The 23,695-nt window shown below is 73.4% G+C and carries 23 protein-coding genes; 13 read left to right on the forward strand and 10 right to left on the reverse strand.

Going from position 1 to position 23,695, the window contains the following annotated elements; genetic code table 11:
- Positions 1–25: 25 nt before the first annotated feature.
- The 4 genes from B9S64_RS33490 to B9S64_RS33505 all read right to left on the reverse strand — a co-directional run bounded on the left by B9S64_RS33490 (position 26) and on the right by B9S64_RS33505 (position 6,707).
- Positions 26–2,212: an ATP-binding domain-containing protein gene (locus tag B9S64_RS33490; protein WP_107498622.1), complete on the reverse strand. Its 2,187-nt coding sequence runs from the start codon at positions 2,210–2,212 to the stop codon at positions 26–28.
- Positions 2,213–2,244: 32 nt separating this feature from the next.
- A complete protein-coding gene (locus tag B9S64_RS33495) occupies positions 2,245–2,898 on the reverse strand; it encodes a TetR/AcrR family transcriptional regulator (RefSeq protein ID WP_103490741.1) in 654 nt (217 codons plus the stop codon).
- Between the two features lie 123 nt (positions 2,899–3,021).
- Positions 3,022–5,229, reverse strand: a complete 2,208-nt coding sequence (locus B9S64_RS33500) for an AAA family ATPase (RefSeq protein WP_103490742.1) — start codon at positions 5,227–5,229, stop codon at positions 3,022–3,024.
- A gap of 173 nt (positions 5,230–5,402) precedes the next feature.
- The gene (locus tag B9S64_RS33505) at positions 5,403–6,707 is read right to left on the reverse strand and encodes a PP2C family protein-serine/threonine phosphatase (protein WP_181012249.1); all 1,305 of its coding nucleotides are present in this window, start codon (positions 6,705–6,707) and stop codon (positions 5,403–5,405) included.
- A 258-nt stretch (positions 6,708–6,965) separates the two neighbouring features.
- Between B9S64_RS33505 and B9S64_RS33510 the strand changes: the two genes are divergently transcribed.
- Entirely contained in the window at positions 6,966–7,973 is a 1,008-nt protein-coding gene (locus tag B9S64_RS33510; protein WP_103490744.1) for an MsnO8 family LLM class oxidoreductase, read from the forward strand.
- Between the two features lie 38 nt (positions 7,974–8,011).
- On the opposite strand, the gene B9S64_RS33515 is transcribed toward B9S64_RS33510, so the two are convergent.
- From B9S64_RS33515 to B9S64_RS33525, 3 genes are all read right to left on the reverse strand, one after another.
- On the reverse strand, positions 8,012–8,203 hold the full coding sequence (locus B9S64_RS33515; protein ID WP_028442241.1) for a DUF6381 family protein: 192 nt from the start codon (positions 8,201–8,203) through the stop codon (positions 8,012–8,014).
- Between the two features lie 108 nt (positions 8,204–8,311).
- Positions 8,312–8,932: an L-threonylcarbamoyladenylate synthase gene (locus tag B9S64_RS33520; protein WP_028442242.1), complete on the reverse strand. Its 621-nt coding sequence runs from the start codon at positions 8,930–8,932 to the stop codon at positions 8,312–8,314.
- Between the two features lie 145 nt (positions 8,933–9,077).
- Positions 9,078–10,439 (reverse strand): FAD-dependent oxidoreductase, encoded by a 1,362-nt coding sequence (locus B9S64_RS33525; protein WP_103490745.1) that lies wholly within the window; start codon positions 10,437–10,439, stop codon positions 9,078–9,080.
- Between the two features lie 296 nt (positions 10,440–10,735).
- Here B9S64_RS33525 and B9S64_RS33530 point away from each other — a divergent pair, with 296 nt between their 5' ends.
- The 5 genes from B9S64_RS33530 (at position 10,736) to B9S64_RS33550 (ending at position 13,954) form a co-directional block, all read left to right on the forward strand.
- Positions 10,736–11,179 (forward strand): nitroreductase family deazaflavin-dependent oxidoreductase, encoded by a 444-nt coding sequence (locus B9S64_RS33530; protein WP_103490746.1) that lies wholly within the window; start codon positions 10,736–10,738, stop codon positions 11,177–11,179.
- Between the two features lie 4 nt (positions 11,180–11,183).
- On the forward strand, positions 11,184–11,528 hold the full coding sequence (locus B9S64_RS33535; RefSeq protein WP_258037811.1) for a hypothetical protein: 345 nt from the start codon (positions 11,184–11,186) through the stop codon (positions 11,526–11,528).
- Between the two features lie 115 nt (positions 11,529–11,643).
- On the forward strand, positions 11,644–12,321 hold the full coding sequence (locus B9S64_RS33540) for an ABC transporter permease (protein ID WP_103490747.1): 678 nt from the start codon (positions 11,644–11,646) through the stop codon (positions 12,319–12,321).
- Positions 12,318–12,998, forward strand: a complete 681-nt coding sequence (locus tag B9S64_RS33545; RefSeq protein WP_103490748.1) for an ABC transporter permease — start codon at positions 12,318–12,320, stop codon at positions 12,996–12,998. Before B9S64_RS33540 ends, B9S64_RS33545 begins: the two co-directional genes overlap by 4 nt.
- Entirely contained in the window at positions 12,995–13,954 is a 960-nt protein-coding gene (locus tag B9S64_RS33550) for an ABC transporter substrate-binding protein (RefSeq protein WP_103490749.1), read from the forward strand. Before B9S64_RS33545 ends, B9S64_RS33550 begins: the two co-directional genes overlap by 4 nt.
- A 47-nt stretch (positions 13,955–14,001) precedes the next feature.
- On the opposite strand, the gene B9S64_RS33555 is transcribed toward B9S64_RS33550, so the two are convergent.
- Entirely contained in the window at positions 14,002–14,976 is a 975-nt protein-coding gene (locus tag B9S64_RS33555) for an acetylxylan esterase (RefSeq protein WP_103490750.1), read from the reverse strand.
- A gap of 131 nt (positions 14,977–15,107) precedes the next feature.
- Between B9S64_RS33555 and B9S64_RS34270 the strand changes: the two genes are divergently transcribed.
- On the forward strand, positions 15,108–15,311 hold the full coding sequence (locus B9S64_RS34270) for a hypothetical protein (RefSeq protein ID WP_146060107.1): 204 nt from the start codon (positions 15,108–15,110) through the stop codon (positions 15,309–15,311).
- A gap of 127 nt (positions 15,312–15,438) precedes the next feature.
- Here the strand turns inward: B9S64_RS34270 and B9S64_RS33560 are convergent, their stop codons facing one another.
- Entirely contained in the window at positions 15,439–16,602 is a 1,164-nt protein-coding gene (locus B9S64_RS33560; protein ID WP_103490751.1) for an ATP-binding cassette domain-containing protein, read from the reverse strand.
- A 104-nt stretch (positions 16,603–16,706) separates the two neighbouring features.
- On the opposite strand from B9S64_RS33560, the gene B9S64_RS33565 reads away from it, so the two are divergent.
- Positions 16,707–18,008 (forward strand): alpha/beta fold hydrolase, encoded by a 1,302-nt coding sequence (locus B9S64_RS33565; RefSeq protein WP_103490752.1) that lies wholly within the window; start codon positions 16,707–16,709, stop codon positions 18,006–18,008.
- 21 nt (positions 18,009–18,029) lie between these two features.
- Here B9S64_RS33565 and B9S64_RS33570 read toward each other — a convergent pair whose 3' ends face one another.
- Positions 18,030–18,602: a rhodanese-like domain-containing protein gene (locus tag B9S64_RS33570; protein ID WP_103490753.1), complete on the reverse strand. Its 573-nt coding sequence runs from the start codon at positions 18,600–18,602 to the stop codon at positions 18,030–18,032.
- 197 nt (positions 18,603–18,799) lie between these two features.
- Between B9S64_RS33570 and B9S64_RS33575 the strand changes: the two genes are divergently transcribed.
- From B9S64_RS33575 to B9S64_RS33595, 5 genes are all read left to right on the forward strand, one after another.
- Positions 18,800–19,531 carry a PIG-L deacetylase family protein gene (locus B9S64_RS33575; protein WP_103490754.1) on the forward strand — a complete coding sequence of 244 codons (732 nt, stop codon included), beginning with the start codon at positions 18,800–18,802 and terminating at the stop codon, positions 19,529–19,531.
- 72 nt (positions 19,532–19,603) lie between these two features.
- On the forward strand, positions 19,604–20,200 hold the full coding sequence (locus B9S64_RS33580; RefSeq protein ID WP_103490755.1) for a helix-turn-helix domain-containing protein: 597 nt from the start codon (positions 19,604–19,606) through the stop codon (positions 20,198–20,200).
- Between the two features lie 115 nt (positions 20,201–20,315).
- Complete coding sequence (locus tag B9S64_RS33585) at positions 20,316–21,284, forward strand: NADPH:quinone oxidoreductase family protein (protein ID WP_103490756.1); 969 nt, start codon at positions 20,316–20,318, stop codon at positions 21,282–21,284.
- Positions 21,281–22,471, forward strand: a complete 1,191-nt coding sequence (locus B9S64_RS33590; protein ID WP_103490757.1) for an acyl-CoA dehydrogenase family protein — start codon at positions 21,281–21,283, stop codon at positions 22,469–22,471. The genes B9S64_RS33585 and B9S64_RS33590 overlap by 4 nt, the downstream gene beginning before the upstream one ends.
- The gene (locus B9S64_RS33595; RefSeq protein WP_103490758.1) at positions 22,468–23,607 is read left to right on the forward strand and encodes an acyl-CoA dehydrogenase family protein; all 1,140 of its coding nucleotides are present in this window, start codon (positions 22,468–22,470) and stop codon (positions 23,605–23,607) included. Before B9S64_RS33590 ends, B9S64_RS33595 begins: the two co-directional genes overlap by 4 nt.
- Positions 23,608–23,695: the final 88 nt, after the last annotated feature.

A 23,695-nucleotide genomic window follows, 5' to 3' on the forward strand; every position in this document is an offset into this window, starting at 1 on the left:
TGCCCGGATGCCGAGGGGGCCCGCCTCAGACGGCCGATTCATCGGTGCTCCGGAGCCCCGCCGTGAGGGACGGGCCTCTCAGGAGAGGGCCCGCCAGGAGCGGGTCGGGCAGGGGCTCGTGGTGCACGATGTGCAGGCGGGAGACGGCCCGGGTGAGCACGACGTAGAGGCGGTGCAGTCCCCGCTCCTCGGCCCGGACGACGGCGGCGGGCTCGACGACGACCACATGGTCGTACTCCAGGCCCTTCGCCGCCGAGGCGGGCACCACGGTGACGCGGGCACCCGGCGTGTCCGGTCCGGACGCCGGGACACCGGCCGCGGCGAGTGCCTCGCCCAGGGCCGCGATGCGCGAGTCCGCGGCGATCACTGCGACGGACCCCTCCTGCCCGAGCGCCTCGCGGACCGCCGCGACGGTCGCGGCCCCCAGGTCACCGGCCCGGGTGACGGCCGCCTCCCCGTCGCGGCGCAGGGACCGGGAGAGCGGCACCTCGACGTCGAGACGGAGCAGCAGACGGTTCGCCAACTCGGCCACCGCGGCCGGGAGACGGAAGCCGGTGGTCAGCGCCGTGACCCCGGCGTCCCGCTTCCCCAGGTGGCGCAGGAGTTCCGGCCAGGAACGGGTGGCCCAGGGCGTGGTGCCCTGGGCGAGGTCACCGAGGACGGTGAGGGAGCCGAAGGGCGAACGCCGGGCGATGGCACGGCATTCCATGGGGGAGAGGTCCTGTGCCTCGTCGACGACGATGTGCTCGTAGCCGGCCGGGCGTTCGATCAGGCCCGCGAGTTCGTCGAGGAGCACCAGATCGGCCGCCGACCAGCGTGCCGTCCTGGCGGAGCGCGCCGGCCCGGTCCGCAGCAGACGCCGCCGCTCGTCCGCGTCGAGCAGCCCGTCCGCCGCGAGCGCCAGTGACCCGGCGCCGGTCCGGGAGCCGGCACACGCCCCGGAGCTCGCGCCGGTCCGGGAGCCCGGGACGGCCGCCGGGGTCCGGTCGGCCAGCAGGTCCGCGAGCACCTCTTCCGGACGCACCACCGGCCACACGGCGTCCAGCAGGGCGGTGACCGGCCGGGCCCGGGAGACCTTCCGGGCCCAGGCCGCACCGCGCGGACCCGTGCGGCGCTCGGCCCGCTGCCGCAGGGCGTGGAGGATCCGGGTGCGGACGCGCTCGCGCCCCGCCGCGTACGACGGCTCCTCGGCCCGGACTCCCCGCACGATCTCCTCCAGTTCGTCGGCGGACACCCGCCAGCGGTAGGAGCCGTCCGGCACCGTCAACGGGTGCGCCGCCTCCGGGCGCACCCGCGCGTACAGCGCCCGGCGCAGCACCTCGGCCATGCGGATGTCGTGCTTGACGCGCGCCGTGCCGTCGTCGTCCCACGCCGTGACCGGATGCCGGGCGAGCTCGTCGTCCAGTGTGGACTGCCGCACCCCGGACTCACCCAGGGTGGGCAGCACCTCGGAGATGTAGGCGAGGAAGGCGCGGTTGGGGCCGAGGACCAGCATCCCGCCACGCCGGACGCGCTGCGGGTAGGTGTACAGCAGATACGCGGCGCGGTGCAGCCCGACCGCCGTCTTCCCGGTGCCCGGGGCGCCCTGGACGCACAGCGAGGCGGTGAGGTCCGCGCGCACCAGGTCGTCCTGTTCGGGCTGGATGGTGGCGGCGATGTCGCGCATGGGCCCGATACGGGGGCGCTCGATCTCGGCGGCGACGACGGCGCTCGGCCGTGTCCCGTCCGCCTCCTCCAGGTGCTCGTCCTCCAGCCCCGTCAGGTCGGCGGAGTCACCACGGCTGCCCGGCGCCCAGCCGAACCGGCGCCGGACGGAGACGGACCGCGGGTCGTGCGGACCGGCCTGGTAGAAGGCGCGGGCGACCGGGGCGCGCCAGTCGACGACCAGGGGCGGCGCGGACGGGTCGGGCGCGAGGCGCACACGGCCGATGTGGTAGCTCTGGCCGGCGTGGTCACCGGCCTCCTCGGAGTCGGCGAAGTCGAGGCGCCCGAAGAACAGCGGACCCGCGGGCAGCTCCCGCAGATCCCGGGCCCGTGTGCGCAGCCGGCGGCCGAGCACCTCGGCGTCGGCGCCGGACGCCGAGACGTCCTGGCCGGCCGTCACCTCCTCCCGCGCCCCGTCGACCAGCGCGGCGAGCGCGGTGCGGCAGGCGTCGTGGTAGGTGCGTTCCTGGCTGAGGGCATCGCTGAGTGCCGGTGGGGAGGACGTCATTCCCCCACGATAATGCAACCAAGTAAGATTTGTTACCCGGTTTCATTCTTTCGGGGCTCGGTGAGATGGGGCAGGCCCGCCTCCAGCTGCGCGAACGCCGCTCCGGCGGCCTGAACTGCTTCCGGCCGCAGCGCGGTGGCCGCCGCGCCGTCCGCGACGCGGCGCCAGTTCTCCCGTGCGAGGACGCGCCGGACGGCCTCGATCTGTCCGGCGGCCAACCGGTCCCGCAGACCGGGCTCCGGGCCCCCCAGGGCCCGCGCGAGCTCGGCCTCGTCCCGCTCCCCATGGGAGTACAGGCGGGCGACCAGCGACGGCGTCCCGTACAGCAGCCGGTGGAAGGCGAGTACCTCGGGTTCGTCGTTCAGCCCGGTCACCGGGTCGTGGCGCTCCAGCCCGTCCAGGAAGTGGAGGCGCAGCGCGCCGAGCGGGGAGCGTCCCGCCGGCCGCTCCCCGACCACCCGGCCGGCCTCTCCCTCGTGGTCGGCCAGCCGGTGCAGCACCAGGTCCTCCTTGGCCGGGAAGTACCGGAAGAGGGTCGGTTTGGAGACGTCCACCGCCGCCGCCACGTCGGCGACGGTCACCTGCTCGAATCCCCGCTCCAGGAACAGCTCGACGGCCGTGTCCGAGAGCCGCTTGTACATCTGCCGCTTCTTGCGCTCGCGCAGTCCGCCCGTGTCGTCGCCCATGGCCGACCAGCGTACGCAGCACATCCCGTCCCGCCCCACCGCGACCCCCGGTGAGGGAGTCACGGGCGGACACCCCGGCCCCGCCCGTGACCGCCCGCCCGTGGACCGGGCGGGCCGGACCCCTCAGCGCAACGACGGGGGCAACGGCTCCCGGTGGACGACGCCCAGCCGCTGCGTGGCACGGGTCAGCGCCACGTACAGGTCACTCGTCCCGTACCGGCCGGGCTCCACGACCAGCACATGGTCGAATTCGAGCCCCTTGGCCTGACGGGGATCGAGCAGCACCACCGGATGGGCGAGATCCGGCTCCCCGCCGGCCACCACCCCGTCGAGCGCGGCGGCGATCTCCTCGTGCAGCGCACGCGGCGCGATCACCGCCAGGCGCCCCTCCTCGGGGGTGAGTTCGGCGACCGCGGAGGCCACCGCGCCCGCCAGGTCGGCCCCGGACTGCCGCGTCCACGGCACCTCACCGGTGGACCGCACCGAGCCGGGCGGCTCGAAGGACGGGTCCTCGGCCCGTACGACCTTGGCGGCCAGCTCCATGATCTCGGCGGGCGTACGGTAGTTGACCCCCAACCGCACATGCGCGAAGCGGTCACCGACGTACGGTTCGAGGATCCGCTCCCACGACCCGACGCCGGCCTCCTCGGAGGTCTGCGCCGGGTCGCCGACCAGGGTCAGCGAGCGGGTCGGTGAGCGCCGCATCAGCAGCCGCCACGCCATGGGCGACAACTCCTGCGCCTCGTCGACGACGATGTGGCCGAACGCCCACGTCCGGTCCGCCGCGGCCCGCTCCGCCGCACTGCGGTGATCGGCCTCCTCGTGCCGCTCCGCCATCCGCTCGGCGTCCACGATGTCGTGGGCCGACAGGACCTCGGACTCCTCGTCCTCGAACTCGTACGTCTCCGAGCCCCGCGAGAGCTCCAGCACGCCCTGCGCGTACGCGATCCGCTCCTGGCGCTCCGCCTCGGCGGCGGCCCGCTCGGCGCTGTCGTCCGCCCCGAGCAGTTCGGCCGCCTCGTCCAGCAGCGGGACGTCGGCGGGGGTCCACTCCCCGCCCGGCGCCCGCCGGATCGCCTCGGCGTCCTCGTCCGGTACGTACACCGGCTCCGCCAGATAGTCCGCGAGGAACTCCTCCGGGGTGAGCGGCGGCCACAGCTCACCGACCGCGGCGCGCACCTCGGCGCTGGCGGCCACGCTCTTGCCGAGCTGGGCGATGTCGTCGGGACCGAGGAAGTTGGGGCCCCCGTACGGATCCGCGCCGATCCGCTCGGTCAGCTGCGAGGTGAGCGCGTCGATGACCCGGAACGCGAAGTGGGGGCGGGCCAGATTGTGCGGCAGCCCGGTCGCGCGGGCCGCCTCCCGCGCCTCGTAGGCGATCTCCCAGTCCAGGACCAGGTCGCCGTCGTCGTGCGGGACGACCACGGGGGCCCCGGGCTCGGGCAGCCGCTGCCGGGCGCGTACGGCGAGGGCCAGCGCCTCGGCCATCGGCGCACCGCCCTTGACGGCGGCGGCACGGGGTGTGTCGGTGCCGCGCGCGTGGACCCCGGGGAACAGCTCCGCCTGGGTGGCCAGCATGACCCCGGTCTCCCCGAGCGCGGGCAGCACCTCACCGATGTACCGCAGGAACGCCGGGTTGGGTCCCACGATCAGCACCGCCCGCTTGGCCAGCAGCTCACGGTGCTCGTACAGCAGGAACGCCGCCCGGTGCAGCGCCACCGCCGTCTTGCCCGTGCCGGGGCCGCCCTCCACGACGAGGACACCCCGGTGCGGGGCGCGGATGACGCGGTCCTGCTCCGCCTGGATGGTCCGCACGATGTCGCCCATGCGGCCGGTGCGGGCGGAGTTCAGCGCGGCGAGCAGGACGGCGTCGCCGCTCGGGTCCTCGAAGCCGCTCCGTTCGCCGTCCGAGAGATCGAGGATCTCGTCGTGCAGCTCCGTGACGGTGCGGCCCTCGGTGGTGATGTGCCTGCGGCGGCGCAGCCCCATGGGCGTGTATCCGGTGGCGAGGTAGAAGGGACGCGCGACCGGCGCCCGCCAGTCGATGAGAAGGGGCGTGCGGTCGGAGTCGTCCGCACGGATTCCGATACGGCCGATATGGTGCGCGCCGCCGTCGAGGAGGTCGATGCGCCCGAAACACAGCGAGCCGTCCACGGCGTTCAGCGCGGCCAGCAGACCGGAACGTTCGGCGACGAGCACATCGCGTTCGAGACGGGCCTGCAGCCCGTTCCCCACGGGCTCCAACGCGTCCTCGACGCCATGAAGGGCGACCCCGCGCAGCACGTCGACCCGGTCGTAGAGCCGATCGGTGAATTCCTGTTCCCGCTGCAATTCTGCGCTTTCCCGGGTTGACAAAACGGCTCCCTGCCGGATATGGTGATTCTTGTAAGCCCCCGATGCGGGGCTTTTTCTGTGGGCACACAGAAACATTCAATATACGCGCGAAAAGCCCCGGTCCGCAATGGCGGCCGGGGCTTTTCCTGTGACGACGGAACAGACGTGGATCACCTACGGCGGCCAGGCTCCGGAAGGCGCAGGACGAGCACGGCCATGTCGTCGCGGCCGTCGCTGGGATGGTGATCGGCCAGTGCGGCGCACAACCGGTCCGACGGCTCACCGGCGAGCCGCCGGGCGGTCGCCGCGAGGGAGTCCAGACCGCGCTGGAGCGCCTGGTCATGGCGCTCCACGAGTCCGTCGGTGAAGAAGACCACGGTGCTGCCCGGCGGCAGCGTACGGGTGTGGTCGGACCGGGACATGCCCGTGTTCACCCCGAGGGGGAGGTCGGCCTCGGCCTCCAGATAGCGGGCCTCACCGTCCGGCAGCAGCACGAGGGGCGGGGGATGGCCGGCATTGCTCCAGCAGATCTCCCATCCGCTCTCCTGGGGCCGGATGCGCGCCACACACGCGGTGGTCAGGGTGTGCTCACCCGTCGCCAGCATGATGTCGTCCAGCCGGCCGAGCGCCGTGCTGGGAGCCGTCTGCCCGTCGAAGGACAGCGCCCGCAGCATGCTGCGCGTCCGGGACATCACCGCGGCCGCCTTCAGATCGTGCCCGACGACGTCCCCGATGACCGCGACACAGGACCCGTCGGGCAGCTTGAAGGCGTCGTACCAGTCACCGCCCAGGTGCCCCGGCGGGCTGGCCGGACGGTAGAACGTAGACGCCTCAAGAGGAGCGACCTCCAGCAGCCGGGGGAGCAGCAGCCGTTGGAACTGCTCGCTGCTCCCGCGCACCTGCTGGAACAGGCGCGCGTTCTCGATCGCCACGCCCGCGGTCCCGGCCAGCGCCCGGATCATGCCCTCGTCGTGCAGGTCGAACGGCTTCCCGTCGTGCCGCTCCGACAGATACAGATTGCCGTAGATCCGCCCCCGGACGGAGATCGCGACCCCGAGCAGGGTGCGCATCGGCGGATGGCCCGGCGGGAAGCCGGCCGACTCCGGGTGGCGGCCGATGTCGGCCACCCGCAGAGGTTCCGGATGACGGATCAGATGCCCCAGCAGTCCGCGCCCCCGGGGCAGCTCCACCCCGGACAGGTTCTCCAGCTCCTGTGAGGTCAGGCCGAGCGGGATGAACTCCGCGAGGAACTCGCCGCTGTCGTCCAGCACCCCCAGCGCCCCGTAGCGCGCGCCCACGAGGTCCATGGCGGTCCGCACGACCCGCCGCAGCACCGTGGGGAGTTCGAGATCACTGCTGATGCCGAGGACCGCTTCGAGGAGTCCCTGGAGGCTGCGCTGGGCGCGGGCCAGGGCGTGCATCTGCTCGCCGATGCGGTCCAGGTCCGAGCTCAGCGGGAGGTGCAGCAGGGACATGTAGGGCACCTGGGACGACGATCCGCTCTCCGCGTCCTCGTCCACCGGCTGCTTCCTTTCCACCCCGTACCGGCTGTCCGGCGTACGTCTTCGCGCCATGGGACCACGGGGCCGGCCCCGCGCCACCGGACGGACGCTCCCCGGTGGGCCACTTGGCGCACACCTGCGACTCGATGGTGGGCAGGCGGCCCGGCCCGCCGGACACGGGGTGGCGTCCGGAGCCGGGAATCCCGGCGGGCCCAGGGCGTTGGAACGTGTGTGAGTCCTCTCGTCGCACCACCCCGGTTCTCCTTCCTCGACCGCTCCCGGACCAGGAAGGGGGACGACGGCGCGCGGGCTCTCCGGGACACCGTCCGGCTGGCCCGCACGGCCGAAGAGCTCGGCTACCACCGCTTCTGGGTGTCCGAGCACCACAGCGTGCCCGGTGTGGCCGGTTCCGCGCCCACCGTGCTCGCCGCCGCCGTCGCGGCCGCGACCTCCACCATCCGGGTCGGTACCGGCGGGGTGATGCTCCCCAACCACCAGCCGTTCGTCGTGGCCGAGCAGTTCGGGGTGCTCGCCGCCCTGTTCCCGGGCCGCGTCGACATGGGGCTGGGGCGCTCCGTCGGATTCACCGAAGGGGTCCGCAGGGCGCTGGGCCGCGACAAGCGGGACGCGGAGGGCTTCGCCGGGCAGCTCGGTGAACTCCTCGGCTGGATCGACGGCACCCAGCGGGCCCACCCCCAGGTGCACGCCCGACCCGCGGAGGGCCTGGACATCCCCCCGTACGTCCTGGCGACCGGTGAAGGCGCCGCCATCGCCGCCGCGGCCGGGCTCCCGGTGGTCGTCGGGGACCTCCGCGACCGCGACCGGCTGAAACGCGCCGTCACCGTGTACCGGGACGGGTTCGTCCCCTCCCGGTGGGCCCCGGAGCCCTATGTGATCGTGGCGGGCACCGTGGCCGTCGCGGCCACGCCCGAGGCCGCCCGGCGGATCCTGGTCCCCGAGGCCTGGTCCATGGCGTACGCACGCACCCATGGCTCATTCCCGCCGCTCGCCCCCGCCGAGGAGATCGAGGCACGGGTGATGACCGACAGGGAGCGCGGCCTCTTCGAGGACGGACTGCGCGGTCAGCTCGCCGGCACCGAGGACACCGTGGCCGACGCGCTCGGCCGGCTCGTCGAGGAGACCGGGGCGGACGAGGTGCTGGTCACCACCAGCACGTACGACCGCGCGGCCCTCGTCGACTCCATGACCCGGCTCGCGCGGATCGCCCACCTGGGCTGAGAGGCCACCGGGAACGGCCCGGGGCCCACGGCAGGCGGCTACTCCATCGGGTAGATGTCCCCGCTCGCCATCCCGCTGACCTGCTCGCTCTCCGAGCTGAGCCGGCGTGCCTTGTCCTGGAGGCGCTTGCGTTCCCCCGGATCGGTGGTGTGTTCGGCGGCGTCCCGGAGGTCCTTGGCCTTCTCACGCATCTGCCGGGCACGCCCGTGCAGGTCGTCTGACTCGCTCATGATCACTCCCTGGCGCTGTGCGGAGCGGACACCTCCACGGAACCAGGCCCACGGGGGTGCCCGCATCTCGGCAGGGTGCCCCGGAGCGCCGGTCTCCCGGCGCCGCCGTCACTCGAAGCGGGAGACGTCCCCGGCGCCGCGCCGCACGATCTCCACCTCGTCGCCGGAGAAGTCGATGACCGTCGTCGGCTCGGTACCGCAGTCACCGGAGTCGAGCACGATGTCCACGACGTGGTCGAGACGCTCCTTGATCTCCCAGCCCTGCGTCAGCGGCTCCTCCTCGTCGGGCAGGAGCAGCGTGCTGGAGAGCAGCGGCTCGCCCAGCTCCGCCAGCAGCGCCTGGGTGACGGTGTGGTCCGGGATCCGGACTCCCACCGTCTTCTTCTTGGGGTGCAGCAGCTGCCGCGGCACCTCCTTGGTGGCGGGGAGGATGAAGGTGTAACTGCCCGGGGTCGCCGCCTTCACCGCGCGGAACACGTCGTTGTCGATCTGCGTGAACTGGCCGAGCTGCGCGAAGTTCTGGCACATCAGGGTGAAGTGGTGGCGGTCGTCCAGCTCACGGATGGACCGGATCCGGTCGAGCCCGTCCCGGCTGCCCAGCCGGCACCCCAGGGCGTAGCAGGAGTCCGTCGGATACGCGATCAGCGCGTCGGAGCGGATGCTCTCGGCCACGCCGGTGATGGTGCGTCGCTGGGGGTTCTCGGGGTGTACGTCGAAATACTTCGCCATCCGCCGAGTCTACGGGTCGTCCGGCGGCAGGGGGGGCGACCCGGGCGGCCCGCGTCCCACCGGGCGGCTCCACGGAGGTCCGGACGCGCCCGGGCCCCCGGCCGTCCCCTGTGCGGGGACGGCCGGGGGCCCGGGGAACCGGGGCTCAGGCGCCGGACGCGTCCAGCATGCCGTCGCGCTCGACGACCTTGATCCGCTCACGGCCCTGCTCCGCGCCGAGCGCCTGCTCGTGCGCGTCCAGGCGGTGCCAGCCGTCCTTCGTGGTGTACCGGACGCCCCGCTGCTCCAGGAAGTCGACGACCGCGTCCGGGCCGGGCTCCGCGGGGGCGGGCAGCCGTCCGGCGGCCTGGTCCGCCAGCAGGCAGGCCACCGTCTCGTTGGCGTCGCCCTTGGTGTGGCCGATGAGGCCGATCGGGCCGCGCTTGATCCATCCGGTGACGTACACCGAGGTCATGGGGGCGCCGCCGTCGAGCACCCGGCCCTCGGCGTGCGGGACGGTGCCGGAGGCCACGTCGAAGGGGAGCTTGGGCAGCTCGTCCGAGTAGTAGCCGACCGCGCGGTAGACGCTCCGCACGTCCCAGTCGGTGAACCTGCCGGTGCCCTTGACGTTGCCCGTGCCGTCCAGCTCCGTACGCTCGGTGCGCAGGGCCGTGACGTGGCCGTCCTCGCCGACGACCTCGACGGGGGACTCGAAGAAGTGCAGGAACAGCTTGTGCGGGCGGTCGCCGACGTCGCGGATCGCCCAGTTCTCCAGCGTGGAGGCGACCATGTTCGCCTGCTTGTTCTCGCGCCGGGTGGCGATCGAGCCCTCGTCGTAGTCGATGTCCTCGGGGTTGACGATGACCTCGATGTTCGGGGAGTGGTCCAGCTCGCGCAGCTCCATCGGGCTGAACTTCGCCTGGGCCGGTCCGCGCCGCCCGAAGACGTGCACCTCGAGCGCCTTGTTGGCCTTCAGACCCTCGTACACGTTCGCCGGGATCTCCGTCGGAAGCAGCTCGTCCGCCGTCTTGGCGAGGATGCGGGCCACGTCCAGGGCGACGTTGCCCACGCCGAGCACGGCGACCTTCTCGGCCTCCAGAGGCCAGGTGCGCGGGACCTCGGGGTGCCCGTCGTACCAGGACACGAAGTCGGCCGCGCCGTAGGAGCCTTCGAGACCGATGCCCGGTATGTCGAGGGCGCGGTCGGCCTCGGCGCCGGTGGAGAAGATCACCGCGTCGTAGAAGGACCGCAGGTCGTCCAGGTTGATGTCACGCGGGTAGTCGACGTTGCCGAACAGCCGCAGCTGCGGCTTGTCCAGCACCTGGTGCAGCGCCTTGACGATGCCCTTGATCCGCGGGTGGTCCGGGGCGACTCCGTAGCGGATGAGGCCGAAGGGGGCGGGCATGCGCTCGAACAGGTCGATCGAGACCCCCGGGCCCTGTGCGACCTCGGATTTGAGCAGCGCGTCCGCTGCGTAGATTCCGGCGGGACCGGCTCCGACGATGGCGACGCGGACGGGGCGTGTCATGGCGTGTTGTTCCTTCGGGCGAACGAGCACGGACAGAGTGCAGCGGGTAAGGCTTGGCTTACTCCGCTGCCCCCACGGTATGCCCTGCGGGGGAAGGTCTCCGGAGCGGGGCAGGTGTATATACCGGAAATACAGGGACGTAACGCCTTAAGAGGTAACGGAAAAGTGACGGAATCCGTCACCGGAAAGACACGAACAGCGCTCCTGCGGCCCCGGTCCGGGTGTCCTTCCACGGTCCACGGGGCACGCGCGCCATGATGGAGCCACCGTGCCCGACCGAGGAGAGGACAGCGCCCATGCCGATCGAAGGCGAGTACGAGCCGAGCCCGACGCAGTGGGTCCGTGAGCAGGTCGAACTCATCGAGAGCTCCGGCGGCACCCAGGGGACCACGATGCGGGGGATGCCCGTGATCCTGCTGACGACCCGCGGCGCCAGGAGCGGCAAGATCCGCAAGACCCCGCTGATGCGCGTCGAGCATGACGGTGAGTACGCCGTGGTCGCGTCCCTCGGCGGCGCCCCGAAGCACCCCGTCTGGTACTACAACGTACAGGCCGACCCGCACGTGGAACTGCGCGACGGCACCCTGCGCCAGGACATGGTCGCGCGCGAGGTCACCGGCGAGGAGAAGGCCGTGTGGTGGGGCCGCGCGGTCGAGGCGTTCCCGGACTACGCCGACTACCAGAACAAGACGGACCGGGAGATCCCGGTCTTCGTCCTCAGCCCGGACACGGGCCGCTGAGACCGTGACCCGGAGCGGCCCGACCGGCGACGGACGCGACGCGGCACCGGTGCCGCTCCGGGCCGGGCACACGCATCTGTTCCGCGGCGCCCGGCTCCTGCTGCCCGCCACGGTGTCCGCACCGAAGCCGTGCCCGCTGGAGCTGGAGTTCTCCGACGGGGTGCGCACCCCCGCCGAGCTCCTCGCCCCCGTCCGCCCCGACGAACCGTGGCTGCTCGCCGTCGGCGCCCACCGCACGGCGGCCGGCACCGCGCTCCCGGCCCGGTCCTGGCTCGTCACCCGGGTCACCCCCGGTGAGGACGGGACCGAACTGCGGCTGGGCGAGCCCCTCCCACCACCCGCCCCCTGACCTCCCGCGTGCGGGAGCCCGGACCCGGCGGGGGACCAGGACGGCCCGCCGGGCACCCGCCCCGAACAGGCGAACACCACGCGCGACGCCCCGGCCCCCCGGCTCCAATGGACGAGTGACCGCACCTCCCGACGACTGCCTCGCGCGCAACGAGTGGATCTGCGGCGACTACCTCAGCAGCCGGCGCGGCATCCTCATGGACGCCACGGTCCAGCACCTCCAGCTCACCGCCGCGTCCGTCCTGCTCGGCCTCGCGATCGCCCTGCCCCTCGCCCTGCTGGCCCGCCGCCGGCGCTGGGCGGCGGCCCCCGTGCTCGGCGTGACGACCGTCCTGTACACGATCCCCTCGCTCGCGATGTTCTCGCTGCTGCTCCCGGTGTACGGGCTCTCCGCCACCCTCGTCGTCGCCGGCCTCGTCCTCTACTCGCTCACCCTGCTCGTCCGCAACATCCTGGCCGGGCTGCGCGCCGTGCCCGAGGAGACCCGGCAGGCCGCGCGCGGCCTGGGCTACGGGCCGCTGCGCCTCCTGCTCACCGTCGAACTGCCCCTCGCCCTGCCCGCCGCCATGGCCGGGCTGCGCATCGCCACCGTCTCCGCCGTCTCCCTGGTCACCGTCGGCGCGATCGTCGGCTTCGGCGGACTGGGCAACCTCATCTACTCCGGCATGAACACCTACTTCAAGGCCCAGGTGCTCACCGCCTCCGTGCTCTGCGTGGTCATCGCCGTCGCCGCCGACCTGCTGCTGCTCGGCGTACAACGGCTGCTCACCCCCTGGACGAGGAGGACCGCGTGAGCGTCCTCACCGGCACCTGGTCCTGGCTCACCACCTCCGCCCACTGGTACGGCCCCGACGGCATCTGGACCCGGCTCGGACAGCATCTCTTCCTCACCGTCGTCTGCCTGCTGATCAGCTGCGCCCTCGCCCTTCCGGTGGCCCTCGTCCTCGGCCATCTCGGCAAGGGCGGCGCACTCGCCGTCAACCTCTCCAACATCGGCCGGGCCGTCCCCACCTTCGCCGTCCTCGTCCTGCTGCTGCTCACCCCGATCGGCTCGTCCGGACAGTGGCCGACCGTCATCGCCCTGGTCCTCTTCTCGATCCCGCCCCTGCTGACCAACGCCTACGTCGGGATGCGCGGGGTGGACCCCGATGTGGTACGCGCCGCGCGAGGCATGGGCATGACGGGCGCCCAGATGATGCGCCGCGTCGAACTGCCGCTCGCCCTGCCGCTCGTCCTGACCGGCGTACGGGTCGCCGCCGTGCAGCTCGTCGCCACCGCCACCCTCGCGGCCCTGGTCGGCGGAGGCGGGCTCGGCAGGATCATCACGGCGGGCTTCAACCTGGCGTCCACCCCGCAGGTCGTCGCCGGTGCCGTCCTGGTCGCCGTGTTCGCCCTGCTGGTCGAGGGCCTGTTCGAAGCGGGCCGCCGGCTCGTCCCGGACCGGACCGGGACGAGCCGGGAGACGGTGTGAGAGCGGGGCGTACGGGCGTTCTCCGGGTCCTGCCCGCCCTCCTGCTGATCGCCACCGCCTGCGCCACCGGGCCCAGCCTGGAGAACCAGGGCGCCGTCACCGCGCCGCCCGGCGACAGCAAACACCTCACCGTCGGATCCGCCGGGTTCACCGAGAGCGATCTGCTCGCCCAGATGTACGCCCTGCTGCTGGAACGGGCCGGCTACTCCACCCGGATCCTGTCCGTCACCAACCGGGAGATCTACGAACCCGCCCTGGAGAACGGCCAGATCGACGTCGTACCCGAGTACGCGGCGACGTTCGCGGACTGGCTCAAGGCCAAGGCGGAAGGAGCCGACGCGGACCCGGCCGGCTCCCCGGACCTGGACACCACCATGAAGGCCCTGCGCGCCCTCGCCGCGCCCAGGGGCCTCACCGTGCTCCCGCCCGGCCGGGCCGTCGACCAGAACGCCTTCGCCGTCGCGGCCGACTACGCGCACGCACACCACTTGAAGACCCTCAGCGACCTCGGAGCCTCCGGCCTGCCTGTACGCCTGGCGGCCGGGGACGAATGCGTGAAGCGGCCCTACTGCGCCCCCGGGCTGAAGAAGGTGTACGGCATCGACATCACCGCCGTGGACCCCAAGGGCGTCGGTACCACCCAGGCCAAACGGGCCGTCCAGAACGGTACGGACCAGATGGTCCTCACCACCACCACCGACGCCACCCTCGACGACTTCGGCCTGGTGCTGCTCGCCGACGACCGGCACCTGCAGAACGCCGACCACCTCGTCCCCGTCGTCAACCGGGCCCGCGCCGGCGGCCCCGGCGTCCGCGACGCCCTGGGCACGCTCAACACCGTGCTGACCACCGCCGACCTGGCCCGGATGAACGAGCGGGTGGACAGCTGGCGCAGGCTCCCCGAGGACGTCGCCCGCGCCTATCTGGAGTCCAAGGGGCTCGTGCCTCGCCGCTGACCGCGTTCACGGACCGGTCACCGTGCGGGCGGGGACGAAGCGGGCCGTCAGCCCCTCAGGAGGCGGGGGAGCCGGTCGAGTTGCACGGCCTGCTGGAACGGGCCGCCGCCCTCGTGGTCGTTGAAGTCGTACACCTCGATCTCCTTGACCGGATGCGCGTACGCGTTGAACGCGGCGAACACCGTGGACGGCGGGCAGGTCTGGTCCTCCAGGGCCGCCGAGAACAGGGCGGGCGCCCGGCCCCGGGCGGCGAAGTGCACGCCGTCGAAGTAGGCCAGCGTCCGGTCGACCCGCTCGGCGCGCCCCCGGTGGGTCTTGAGGTAGTCGCCGATCTCGCGGTACGGCATCCGGTCGGTCAGCCGCGTCGCCCGGGGGAAGTCGCAGAGGAACGGCACGTCCGGGACGACGGCCGCCAGGTCGGGCACCAGCCCGCCGACCGCGAGTGCCAGACCCCCGCCCTGGCTCGCGCCGAACGAGGCGGTGCGGGACGCGTCCGCCAGCGGGTGCGAGCGGGCCGCCTCCACCGCGCGCACCGCGTCCGTGATCACCCGGCGGTAGTAGTACGTGGCGGGGTCCTCGATGCCCCGGGTCATGAACCCCGGCAGCGACGGGCCGCTGCCCTCCGGGTCGGCGGTGTCACCGGGCGCCCACCCGCTGCCCTGACCGCGGGTGTCCATCACGAAGTGGGCCAGGCCGGCGGAGGCCCACAGCAGGTGCGAGTGCGGCAGGCCGCGCCCGCCGCCGTATCCGATGTACTCCACGACGAGCGGCACGGGCTCGGTGATGCCGGCGGGTATGACGAACCAGCCCTTCACGGGGTGGCCGCCGAACCCCGCGAACGTCACGTCGTGGACCTCGACCGTGGACAGACCGCTTTCGGTGCGCCGCTCGAAGCGGGCGTCCAGCTCATGGGTCCGCGCCTCGTCGAGGGTGGCCGACCAGAACGCGTCGAAGTCCTCCGGCTCGACGGACCGGCTGCGGTAGCCCCGCAGTTCGTCGAGGGGCAGGTCGAACAGGGCCATGCGGAACCGCCTTCTGTCACGGGGTGAGGTGGATGATCACACCGCATGACCGAGGGTGTGCGCAACGGTCCGGTGTCCGGGCGGAGCGTGGTCGCCCGGACCACCGGACCGTGAGGTGACATGCTGAGGCCATGGGGAGACGTTCGGGTGCCTGCGCGCACTGCGGGGGACACCGTCGGCTGAGACGTGGCGTGTGCCGCAGGTGCCGGTGGGGGGACCACCGCGCGGACGCGGCGGACACATCACTCGACATCGGGGAGGCCGCGGCCGAGGCGGGGGCGTTCCGCGCGGTCGGGCACGCGGTGCGCGCGTTCATGCGCGCCCTGCTCGACTGACGGGATGTCAGGGCGCCCGGGAGCGGCAACGGCCGGACGGTCCCGGGCGTGAGCCGCCGCCCACCGGTGCGCCCGTACGGACCGCGCCGGGTCCCGCGCGGTCCGCCGCGCGGTGTCGGCCGGCCGTCTACGCGTCCGCGACCGAGTCGAACGGGACCTCGCCGCGGCCGACACCCCGCGCGTCCGCGTCCACCGACCGCCTCAGCGCCTCGTGCAGCTTCGCCGGGGTGAGCACTCCGAGGAAGCGCGCCCCGTCCAGCACCGCCACCCACCCCGCGTCCCGCTGGAGCATCTCGCTGAAGGCCTGCTTCAGCGGCGCGCCGACGGGGACCCAGGCGTCCATGCGCCGGGCCAGATCGCCCACCGTCCCGTGCTCCCCGGCGCCGCGCAGCGCGTCGGCCGCCACCCAGCCGTGCAGTTCGCCCTCCGGGTTCAGCACGACCGCCCACCGTGCCCCCAGGCCGCCGAGCCTGCCCGCCACGGCCCTCGCCGGCTCGTCCAGGCGGGCGATCGGGGGCTCCTCCAGGTCCTCGGGCTCGATCGCGGTGACCGAGAGCCGCTTCAGGCCCCGGTCGGCGCCCACGAACCGCGCCACGTACGGCGTCGCCGGGGTGCCGAGGACCGCCCCCGGGCGGTCGTACTGCTCGATGCGGCCCTTCCCGTACACCGCGATCCGGTCGCCCATCCGGACCGCTTCCTCGATGTCGTGCGTCACCAGCAGGACCGTCTTCCTGACCGTCGACTGGAGCGTGAGGAACTCGTTCTGCAACCGCTCGCGCGCCACCGGGTCCACCGCCGCGAACGGCTCGTCCATCAGCAGCACCGGCGGATCCGCGGCCAGCGCGCGGGCCACCCCCACCCGCTGGCGCTGCCCGCCGGAGAGCTGTGCGGGGTAGCGCGGTCCGTACGTCTTCGGGTCCAGGCCCACCAGGTCCAGCAGCTCCTCCGCCCGCCGCCGGGCCCTGCCGCGCTTCCAGCCCACCAGGGCCGGTACGGTCGCGGTGTTGTCCAGCACGGTCCGGTGCGGGAACAGGCCGACCTGCTGGATCACGTACCCGATGCGGCGGCGCAGCCGTACCGGGTCGATCGTGGAGATGTCCTCGCCGTCCACCAGGATCCGGCCCGAGGTCGGTTCGATCAGCCGGTTCACCATCATCATCGTGGTGGTCTTGCCGCAGCCCGACGGCCCGACGAGGGTGACCAGCTCGCCGCGTCCGACCTCGAACGTCAGCCCGTCGACCGCGCTGGTCCCGTCCGGATAGACCTTGCCGACCTGCTCGAACCGGATCATGTGTGCACGCTAGGAGCCGCCGGGAGCGCCCGCACACGGGCCGGGACCGACCGGGTCACGGCCATGTGCTGAACTGTCCGGGAATCACCGGAACAGGAGTCCCCTTGAACAGCTACCGCCACCCCGGCCTCGTACTCACCGACCACCGGTTCACGGTTCCGCTCGACCACGACGATCCGGGCGGCGAGACGATCGAGGTCTTCGCCCGGGAGGCCGTGGCGGCCTCCAAGGCGCACGAGGACCTGCCCTGGCTCGTCTACCTGGAAGGCGGCCCCGGCTTCGGCGCCCGCCGCTTCGTGGGCACCGAGGCGTGGCTCGGCCGGGCCGTGCGGGAGTTCCGGGTGCTGCTCCTGGACCAGCGCGGCACGGGCCTGTCCACCCCGGCCAACCGGCAGACCCTGCCGCTGCGCGGCGGCGCCCGGGAACAGGCCGGCTACCTGGCCCACTTCCGCTCCGACGCCATCGTCCGCGACTGCGAACTGATCCGCCCGCGCCTCACCGGCGGCGCCCCCTGGACCGTCCTCGGGCAGTCCTTCGGCGGCTTCTGCGCCGTCCGCTACCTCTCGGCGGCCCCCGAGGGCCTGGAGCGGGTCCTGATCACCGGCGGCCTGCCCTCCCTGGACGGGCACGCCGACGACGTCTACCGGGCCGCGTACCCCAGGATCGAGCGGAAGGTGGCGGCCCACTACGCCCGGTATCCGCAGGACGTCGAGCGCGCCCGCGCGATCACGGCGTACCTCGCCGAGCACCGGCCGGACAGCGCGGGGCACCGGCTGACCCCGGAGGGCTTCCAGTCGCTCGGCATCCTGCTCGGCGGCGGCACCGGCAGCCACCAGCTCCACCACCTCCTGGAGAACGCCTTCGTCACCGGGCCGCACGGCACCGAGCTCTCCGACACCTTCCAGGAGGCCATGCGCACGGCCACCTCCTTCGCCGGGCACCCGTTGTACGCCCTGATGCACGAGGCGATCTACGGCCAGGGCGCACGCCCCACCGACTGGTCGGCCGAACGCGTCCGCGCCGAGTTCCCGCAGTTCGACGCCCGGACGGCGCTGGAAGGCCAGGGGCCGGTGCTCTTCACCGGCGAGAGCATCCACCCCTGGCACTTCGAGACCGACCCGGCCCTGCGCCCACTGCGCGAGACCGCCGAACTGCTGGCCGCCCGCACCGACTGGCCCGTCCTGTACGACACCGAGCGGCTCGCGGCCAACGAGGTGCCGGTCGCCGCGGCCGTCTACCACGACGACATGTACGTGGACACGGGCCACGCGCTGCGTACCGCCGCCTCGATCCGGGGCCTGCGCACCTGGGTGACCAGTGAGTTCGAGCACGACGGGCTGCGCGCGGGAGGCCCCCGCGTGCTGGACCGGCTGCTCGCCCTCGTCCGGGGCGAGAGCGACCGGTAGGGCCGCGCGGCCGGAGGGGCGTCAGCGCTGGAGGGCCTCCAGCGTGGCGTCCAGGTCCGTCGCGCTGTGCGGCGCGCGGTTGTGCGGCAGCTTCGACAGTGCCGCCGCCATGCCGCAGGTGCCGCTCACCGCCGAGTAGACGAGGCCCGCGCCTATGCCCGCCGACAGCCAGCGCGCGGCGGGCAGACGCCGTCCCGCCAGCAGGCCGGCCACCACGAGCGAGCCCGCCGCGAACCGCACCTGGCGTTCCATCGGCCAGACGGCCCGGGTGCCCGCCGGCCGGTCCAGGCCGTGTCCGTCGCGCTCCCACGCGGAGGTCCCGCCGGAGAGGGTGGCCGCATCGATGTCGGCGTCGGCGAGGATCTCGCAGGCGCGGGTGGACCGCACGCCGGAGGCGCACACCACCAGCAGGGGCCCCCGGGCGGAAGCGGACTTGAGGGCGGGCACCCCCTCCGGGAGCCGGTCGAGCGGGACGTTCAGGGCGCCGGGCACATGCCCGGAGGCGTACTCACCGGGCGACCGCACGTCGATGACGGTGAACTCCTCCAGGCGGGCCGAGGCCTCGGCGGGGGAGAGTGCGGCGGGGCTGGTCACAGGCGGTTCCTTTCGTTCGCCGGGGCTGGGGGAGCCGGGGCTCTGCTGCCCCGGCCCGTTCGCCCCGGACCTCAAGAATACCCCTAGGGGTATAGGTGCGGACGGAGCCCACGGGGGACGACCGGCCGGTCACTCCGGCTCCCCTGCCCGGAACCGCCTCCCCGATGCGGCCCACGGCCACGGATAACGTGACGGTCATGACACAGCAGCTGGAACCCATGCCCACCGACTGGCGGCGGGCGCTGGCGGTCGTGGCCCACCCCGACGACCTGGAGTACGGCTGCGCGGCGGCCGTCGCGGGCTGGACCGACGAAGGCCGTGAGGTCACCTACCTCCTGGCGACCCGGGGCGAGGCCGGGATCGACACCATCGCCCCCGAGGAGTGCGCCCCCCTGCGGGAGAGGGAGCAGCGGGCGAGCGCCGCCGCCGTGGGCGTCGGCACCGTGGAGTTCCTCGACCACCGCGACGGGGTGATCGAGTACGGCACGGCCCTGCGCCGTGACATCGCGGCCGCCGTCCGCCGTCACCGGCCCGAACTGGTCATCACCCTCAACCACCGTGACACCTGGGGCGGCGTCGCCTGGAACACCCCCGACCACCGCGCGGTCGGCCGCGCCACGCTGGACGCGGTGGGCGACGCGGGCAACCGCTGGATCTTCCCCGAACTGACCCGGCGGGGGCTGGAGCCGTGGGACGGGGTGCGCTGGGTCGCCGTCGCGGGCACCGACCGGCCCACCCACGCGGTGGACGCGACCCCCGGGTTCGAGCGGTCGGTGCGCTCACTGCTCGCCCACCGCACCTACATCGAGGTTCTGACGGACGAGGACCCGGAGGCGTACTGCCGCACCTTCCTGACCGGCACGGCCGAGGCGGCCGCCGAACGCTTCGGTGGCCGCCCGGCCGTCGCCTTCGAGGTCTTCGCGCGGTGAGCCCCGGCGGCGCGGACGTGCTGCCGGCCGTCCGGGATTGACAAAACCGTTTGCCGATCCTGCAATGGACCGATGAAGGAGAAGAGTCAGGACACCGAGCTGGACGCCGTACTCACCGGAGTCGGTCCCCGGCTGCGCCGGCTGCGCAAGGACCGGGGGGTCACGCTGGCCGCGCTCGCCGAGGTCACGGGGATCTCCGTCTCCACCCTGTCCCGGCTGGAGTCCGGCGGCCGGCGCCCCAGCCTGGAGCTGCTGCTCCCCATCGCCCGCGCCCACGAGGTGCCGCTCGACGACCTGGTGGGGGCGCCGCCCGCCGGTGATCCGCGGGTCAGGGCGAAGCCCATCGTGCACGGCGGAAAGACCTCGCTGCCGCTGACCGGCCGGCCGGGCGGACTCCAGGCGTACAAGGTCGTCCACGAGAGGCGGGACAACGACGCCTGCGAGCAGCGGACCCACGAGGGCTACGAATGGCTCTACGTGCTCTCCGGGCGGCTGCGGCTCCGGCTGGCCGAGCACGACCTGGTACTGGGTCCCGGTGAGGCCGCCGAGTTCGACACCAGGCTGCCGCACTGGTTCGGACCCGCGGGCGACGGGACGGCCGAGTACCTGAGCCTCTTCGGGCCGCAGGGGGAGCGGATGCACGTGAGGGCCAGGCCGAAACGGTCCTGAGGGCGTCCGGGCCGCACACCCATCGGCCTCCCGCAGCGAAAGTGTTCCCAGAGAGGCAAGCGACCGCTTAGTATGCCCAGCGGTAGTGGTAATGCCGACGTCTTGGAGGCCCCTCATGCAGGCATGGCGAGTGCACCGGAACGGCGAACCGGACGAGGTGATGGTGCTGGAGGAGACGGACCGCCCCGTCCCCGGCGCCGGGCAGGTGCTGCTCAGGGTGCGCGCGGCGAACGTCAACTTCCCCGACGCGCTGCTCTGCCGGGGCCAGTACCAGGTCAGGCCCCCGCTCCCGTTCACCCCCGGTGTGGAGATCTGCGGCGAGACGGAGGACGGCCGCAGGGTGCTCGCCACCCCGGCCCTACCCTCCGGAGGCTTCGCGGAGTACGTCACCGCCGACGAGGCGGCCCTGCTGCCCGCGCCGGAGGCGCTGGACGACGCGGAGGCGGCCGCCCTGCACATCGGCTACCAGACCGGCTGGTTCGGGCTGCACCGCCGCGCCCGTCTGCGAGCGGGTGAGACGCTCCTCGTGCACGCGGCGGCGGGCGGCGTGGGCAGCGCGGCCGTACAGCTCGGCAAGGCGGCCGGCGCCACCGTCATCGGGGTCGTCGGAGGCGCGGACAAGGCCGCCACCGCCCGCGCACTGGGCTGCGACCTGGTCATCGACCGCCGGAGCGAGGACATCGTCGCCGCGGTGAAGGAGGCCACCGGCGGCCGTGGCGCGGACGTCGTCTACGACCCGGTCGGCGGCGACGCCTACGCCAAGTCCGTGAAGTGCATCGCGTTCGAGGGCCGGGTGGTCGTCGTCGGCTTCGCGAGCGGGACCGTCCCCTCCCCGGCCCTCAACCACGCCCTGGTGAAGAACTACTCGATCCTCGGGCTCCACTGGGGCCTGTACAACACCAAGGACCCCGACGCCGTCCGCGCCTGTCACGAAGAACTCACCAAGCTCGCCGCGGACGGCGTCGTCAAGCCGCTGGTCACCGAGCGGGTCCCGATGGCCGACGCCGCGCGCGCCGTCCAGCGGGTCGCCGACGGCACCAGCACCGGCCGCATCGTCGTCCTGCCGGGAGGAGGCACCCGATGAGCACCGCCCCCGACGCGGCGGACATCCGCCGGCGCACCCGGGAACTCCTGGCGGCGCACCCACCGGCCACCGCCGGCCCCACCGACTTCCTCCGGGCACGCTTCGACGCCGGACTCGCCTGGGTGCACTACCCCGCCGGGCTCGGCGGACTTGACGCCCCCCGCTCGCTCCAGGCGGTCGCCGACGCCGAACTGGCCGCCGCCCACGCCCCGGACAACGATCCGCGCCGCATCGGCATCGGCCTGGGCATGGCAGCCCCGACGATCCTCGACCACGGCACCGACGAGCAGAAGCGGCGTTTCCTGCGCCCCCTGTGGGTGGGCGAGGAGGTCTGGTGCCAGCTGTTCAGCGAACCCGGCGCCGGGTCCGACCTGGCGGCGCTCGGCACCCGCGCGGTGCGCGACGGCGACGACTGGGTGGTGGACGGGCAGAAGGTGTGGACCTCCAGCGCCCATCTGGCCCGCTGGGCCATCCTCATCGCCCGCACCGACCCGGAGGTCCCCAAGCACCGCGGCATCAGCTACTTCATCTGCGACATGAGCGACCCGGGCGTCGAGGTCCGCCCGCTGCGCCAGATCACCGGCGAGGCCGAGTTCAACGAGGTCTTCCTCACCGGCGTACGCATCCCCGACAGCAGGCGGCTGGGACCGGTCGGCGAAGGCTGGAAGGTCGCCCGGACCACCCTGATGAACGAGCGCGTCTCCATCGGCGGGGCCCGCGTCCCCCGTGAGGGCGGCATGATCGGCGCCGTCGCCAGGACCTGGCGCGAACGCCCCGAGCTGCGCACCCACGACCTCCATCAGCGGCTGCTCACGCTCTGGGTCGAGGCCGAGGTCGCCCGCCTCACCGGTGAGCGGCTGCGCCAGCAGCTCGTCGCCGGACAGCCGGGACCGGAAGGCTCGGGCATGAAGCTGGCGTTCGCCCGCCTCAACCAGGAGATCAGCGGACTGGAGGTCGAACTCCTCGGGGACGAAGGCCTGTTGTACGGCGACTGGACCATGCGCCGCCCGGAGACCGTCGACTTCACCGGACGCGACGCCGGATACCGCTATCTGCGCTCCAAGGGCAATTCCATCGAGGGCGGGACGAGCGAGGTCCTGCTCAACATCGTGGCCGAGCGCGTCCTCGGCCTCCCCGCCGAACCGCGGGACGACAAGGACGTCGCCTGGAAGGATCTCGCCCGATGAGCGAACAGCCCACGGCCCCCCGGGCCTTCGACGAGACGCGGCCCCCGGACCTGCTCTACGGCGAGGCCGAGGAAGACCTCCGCTCGACCGTCCGGGCGCTGCTCGCGGCCCGCGCCGACGCACCGGCGGTGATCGCCGCGACCGAGGCGGACACGCCCTACGACCGGCGGCTCTGGGACTCCCTGGCGAGCGGGATCGGCGCCGCCGGACTGCTGGTGCCGGAGAAGCTCGGGGGGCAGGGCGCGAGCCACCGGGAGGCCGCCGTCGTCCTGGAGGAGCTCGGCCGCAGCGTCGCGCCGGCCCCGTATCTCACCAGCGCCGTCGTCGCCACCGAGATCCTGCTGGCCCTGGACACACAGGCCGGTCCGGTGGCCGCTCTCCTCGCGGACCTGGCCGCCGGTCGCACGACCGCCGTTCTGGCCCTGCCGCCCGCCATCCCCGCGGCCGGCGCGGCGGCCGCCCTGACCGGCACCCTCGAACGGACGGTGCCCTGCGTCGCCGACGCGGTGGCCGCCGACGTGCTGCTGGTGCCCACGGCCGAGGGGCTGTACGCCGTCGCCGCCGAGGACCCCGGCGTGCGCGTCGATCCGCTCGTCCCGCTCGACCTGACCCGCCCGCTCGCCTCGGTCACCCTCACCGGACCCACCGGCACGCTGCTCGCGGAGGCCGCTCCCGCCGGGGCGGCCGTCGCCCGGGGGCTGCTGGCCGGTGCCGGGCTGCTCGCCTCCGAGCAGCTCGGTCTCGCCGAGTGGTGCCTGACCGAGACCGTCCGCCACACCCGCGAACGCCATCAGTTCAACCGGCCGGTGGGCTCGTTCCAGGCGCTCAAGCACCGGATGGCCCAGCTCTGGCTGGAGGTCGTGTCCGCTCGGGCCGCCGCCCGCAACGCGGCCGACGCGCTGGCGACCGGCAGCCCCGACGCGCCGCTCGCGGTGGCGGTGGCCCAGGCCCACTGCTCCAGGACCGCGGTCCACGCGGCGGAGGAATGCGTCCAGCTGCACGGAGGCATCGGCATGACCTGGGAGCACCCCGCGCACCTGTACCTGAAGCGGGCCAAGGCCGACGCGCTGGTCTACGGCACGGCGGGGCGCCACCAGGAGACCGTCGCCGAGCTGATGGAGCTGCCCGCGCCGTAGCCCGTCCCCCAGTCCCGGGCACCCGCCGGACGGGGGCACGGAAGGACCCGGCGCGCGAGGCCGCTCTCCCCGGCGCCCCCGACACGCC

The sequence above is a fragment of the Streptomyces sp. SM18 genome (genome assembly GCF_002910775.2).
Lineage (GTDB): Bacteria > Actinomycetota > Actinomycetes > Streptomycetales > Streptomycetaceae > Streptomyces > Streptomyces halstedii.

Coding starts and splice junctions, on each gene's coding strand:
- B9S64_RS34270 (WP_146060107.1), top strand. CDS start 15,108: ATGGGGAGACGTTCGGGTGCCTGCGCGCACTGCGGGGGACACCGTCGG.
- B9S64_RS33495 (WP_103490741.1), bottom strand. CDS start 2,898: ATGGGCGACGACACGGGCGGACTGCGCGAGCGCAAGAAGCGGCAGATG.
- B9S64_RS33515 (WP_028442241.1), bottom strand. CDS start 8,203: ATGAGCGAGTCAGACGACCTGCACGGGCGTGCCCGGCAGATGCGTGAG.
- B9S64_RS33520 (WP_028442242.1), bottom strand. CDS start 8,932: ATGGCGAAGTATTTCGACGTACACCCCGAGAACCCCCAGCGACGCACC.
- B9S64_RS33560 (WP_103490751.1), bottom strand. CDS start 16,602: ATGATCCGGTTCGAGCAGGTCGGCAAGGTCTATCCGGACGGGACCAGC.
- B9S64_RS33525 (WP_103490745.1), bottom strand. CDS start 10,439: ATGACACGCCCCGTCCGCGTCGCCATCGTCGGAGCCGGTCCCGCCGGA.
- B9S64_RS33585 (WP_103490756.1), top strand. CDS start 20,316: ATGCAGGCATGGCGAGTGCACCGGAACGGCGAACCGGACGAGGTGATG.
- B9S64_RS33575 (WP_103490754.1), top strand. CDS start 18,800: ATGACACAGCAGCTGGAACCCATGCCCACCGACTGGCGGCGGGCGCTG.
- B9S64_RS33505 (WP_181012249.1), bottom strand. CDS start 6,707: ATGTCCCTGCTGCACCTCCCGCTGAGCTCGGACCTGGACCGCATCGGC.
- B9S64_RS33555 (WP_103490750.1), bottom strand. CDS start 14,976: ATGGCCCTGTTCGACCTGCCCCTCGACGAACTGCGGGGCTACCGCAGC.
- B9S64_RS33595 (WP_103490758.1), top strand. CDS start 22,468: ATGAGCGAACAGCCCACGGCCCCCCGGGCCTTCGACGAGACGCGGCCC.
- B9S64_RS33530 (WP_103490746.1), top strand. CDS start 10,736: ATGCCGATCGAAGGCGAGTACGAGCCGAGCCCGACGCAGTGGGTCCGT.
- B9S64_RS33580 (WP_103490755.1), top strand. CDS start 19,604: ATGAAGGAGAAGAGTCAGGACACCGAGCTGGACGCCGTACTCACCGGA.
- B9S64_RS33590 (WP_103490757.1), top strand. CDS start 21,281: ATGAGCACCGCCCCCGACGCGGCGGACATCCGCCGGCGCACCCGGGAA.
- B9S64_RS33490 (WP_107498622.1), bottom strand. CDS start 2,212: ATGACGTCCTCCCCACCGGCACTCAGCGATGCCCTCAGCCAGGAACGC.